At 39.7% G+C, this 2,585-nt stretch carries 5 protein-coding genes; 3 read left to right on the top strand and 2 right to left on the bottom strand.

The genetic code is table 11. From position 1 onward, the window contains the following. The first annotated feature begins 218 nt into the window (after window positions 1-218). Window positions 219-428 carry a type II toxin-antitoxin system RelB family antitoxin gene (relB, locus tag PLK24_RS10585; protein ID WP_324478946.1) on the top strand — a complete coding sequence of 70 codons (210 nt, stop codon included), beginning with the start codon at window positions 219-221 and terminating at the stop codon, window positions 426-428. Further along, entirely contained in the window at window positions 425-688 is a 264-nt protein-coding gene (locus PLK24_RS10580) for a type II toxin-antitoxin system RelE family toxin (RefSeq protein ID WP_324478945.1), read from the top strand. Before relB ends, PLK24_RS10580 begins: the two co-directional genes overlap by 4 nt. Before the next feature lie 10 nt (window positions 689-698). On the opposite strand, the gene PLK24_RS10575 is transcribed toward PLK24_RS10580, so the two are convergent. Then, window positions 699-836 (bottom strand): hypothetical protein, encoded by a 138-nt coding sequence (locus tag PLK24_RS10575; protein WP_324478943.1) that lies wholly within the window; start codon window positions 834-836, stop codon window positions 699-701. Window positions 837-1,205: 369 nt separating this feature from the next. Here PLK24_RS10575 and speD point away from each other — a divergent pair, with 369 nt between their 5' ends. Next, on the top strand, window positions 1,206-1,655 hold the full coding sequence (gene speD, locus PLK24_RS10570; protein WP_324478942.1) for an adenosylmethionine decarboxylase: 450 nt from the start codon (window positions 1,206-1,208) through the stop codon (window positions 1,653-1,655). Between the two features lie 52 nt (window positions 1,656-1,707). On the opposite strand, the gene PLK24_RS10565 is transcribed toward speD, so the two are convergent. Continuing rightward, entirely contained in the window at window positions 1,708-2,067 is a 360-nt protein-coding gene (locus PLK24_RS10565) for a TraR/DksA family transcriptional regulator (protein WP_324478940.1), read from the bottom strand. Between the last annotated feature and the right edge of the window lie 518 nt (window positions 2,068-2,585).

Here is a 2,585-nt window from a genome sequence, read left to right as displayed (position 1 = left end):
TTAAGCAACTAACCAGAATCTCATCCTGGGCTTTCACCCTCATCCTCACCTTCTCCCATCAAGAGAGAAGGAACTCTGAATGATGGAGAGCTGATTGGTTTGATAAAACAAACCACATTAAAATACAATTAATAAACGCAGGGGCAGCAATTTATTACCCCTGTTTAATGTAGCACTAACGTAATCGATGTATTACAATGATATTGGGTGATGACAAAATGATATCTATTCGTTTACCTAAAGATCTTGAAAAAAAGTTAGATATATTAGCTCAATCAACAAAACGATCCAAGAGCTTTTATGTTAAGGAAGCGTTGACTCGTTATCTCGAAGACATTGAGGATTATTATGTTGCGCTTGAAAGGTTTTCCCAACCAGGAAGTGACTACTATACTACCAAAGAAGTTAAAAAAGAAATTGAATCATGAATTACCAGATTCTGTGGCATAAAGATGCGGTTCAGGATTTAAAAAAAATTGACCGAAAAATTGCATTATCAATCATTAGTAAAGTTGAAAAATATTTAGCTCGAGATCCAATAAAGCTTGGTATGCCACTCAAGGGCAATTTCAAGGGATTCTTTCGATACCGAATAGGAAAGTTTCGTGTTATTTATACAATTCAGGAAAATCATCTTCTTATATTGGTATTGAAGGTTGGGAAAAGGGTTGAGGTATACGATGAATGAAAATAAAGAATTAGATTGCCACGTCGCACCAGACGCTCCTCGCAATGACTGATTGAGAATAGGCTTGATAAATCAAGCCTATAGCATTCTTTTCAGCATAGGATGCTCGTTTTCTACCATCTAATGGGTTACTCAAAACTTTTTCCACAACCTATTGACACCAGGGGGGGAGGGTATATAATTGCAATGTTATGATTTTTTATGGGGGTGGAATTGAGGGCAAAAAAGAAGGACATCATATAGTGTCCTAATGGGAGTCCCTCCAAAACACTCGCAGAGGGAAGGGCCCCTTCCCCGAGGGTGAGTGCACCCATTTGGTTTTTTCTGGACAATAAAGTCTGGGTGGGAGCACCTGATGAGAAAAATTCATCAGTCATTTTTTTATCTTGAGAATTGAATAGAGAAATAGTCATGGTTTGGCATACAAACTGTGACTATTTCTTTTTGTCTCCGTCGGAATGATGATTTCCGGGGGGACAATTTTATTCTCGTGAATATGAGAAAGGGGGGATACCCGATGAAAAAGATCTTTGAAGCCGGTACTCACCTTGTGTTGGATGGTTTTACCATCAACACGTCGTTACTCCAGGATTTGGATCGCGTCCGGGCATTTTTGGATGAGTATCCAGATCGGATGCATATGACGAAGATTATGCCGCCTTATGTATTCCGCTATCAGGGAGATACTTCCCAAGAAAGTGGCCTTTCTGGTATTGTCATAATCGCTGAAAGTCATATTAGTATCCACACTTTCCCTGCAAAGGGCTATCTGAGCGTTGATGTATTTTCCTGCAAGCCTTTTGACATTGAAGAGGCAACTCAATATTTGGTTGAATATTTCCATCTCTCTGACTATCAACGGCAGGTTTTAGATCGAGGAATTGAATATCCAAAGGAATTGGGTGAAAGTATTGCTCTAGTGTATGAGGATCGCTTGGAGAATTTAGAGAGAATGGCCAGTACTTGACTGGCGATAAAAACCTAAAGACCGGGGGTCATAGTAATCGATCCTCGGTCTTTTATTTTTCGTACTTTTTTTCGATGATTGATTGACAGCTGACGCAGTAGGGAGTATAGGGCAAGGCTTTTAAACGGCCTTCAGGAATTTCCTGATGGCACCTCTCGCAAATTCCATAACTTCCGTCTTCAATTTTTTTTAAAGATGATTCAATCAATTTGGAAATTTGTAAAAGGGCATCACGCGAGAGAAGCCCCATCTCTCGGTCTACAGTTGCTTGGCTGAAATCACCTTCATCGCGAGATTCGGTTAAAGGATTGAATTCACGAAGATAGTTCTGCTCTATGGTTAACAATTGGTTAATTCTTGATTGTAGGTTCAGCAATACCCTTTTATAATGCTGAATTTTAGTCGAATCCACCTTTTTCCCTCCTTTCGCATGAAGAAACCTGCGATGAAATGTTATATTCAATTCTACCATTTTATCGAGGAAAGTACAGTGAAGGGATAAAGACCGAGGGGGCGAGGGGGCGAGGGGGAGATTTCTGCCAACAGGCAGAAGACCGCGCAGACAGGAAAATTCCAACCATCTTATCCGTCATTGCGAGGAATGTTCTATGCGACGTGGCAATCTCATTTAGCCAATCCTTCATTCTGATGAATTTAGGTGTTTTTGACCTCAATTCCGTGAGATTCCCATCTTTTTATCTGGGCTTAATTTATTATATTCGCCAATAGGTTGAAATAAGAGGAATTACAAAAGATCAACCTCAAGAGATTGCCACGACCTCAAAAAACGAGGTCTCGCAATGACGAATAAACAATTTCCCTCCAACGGAGTGATGCCACACCCTAACAGGGTGGTTACAGTTTTACAAAATAGAAGAAACAATAAAGATTAACAGTTATTTAAATTGAAAACCCTTTATTGTACAATAT

Source organism: Atribacter sp. (assembly GCF_035418125.1).
Lineage (GTDB): Bacteria > Atribacterota > Atribacteria > Atribacterales > Atribacteraceae > Atribacter > Atribacter allofermentans.
Note: the sequence above shows the minus strand (reverse complement) of the source record. Positions and strands in the feature narration are given on the sequence as shown.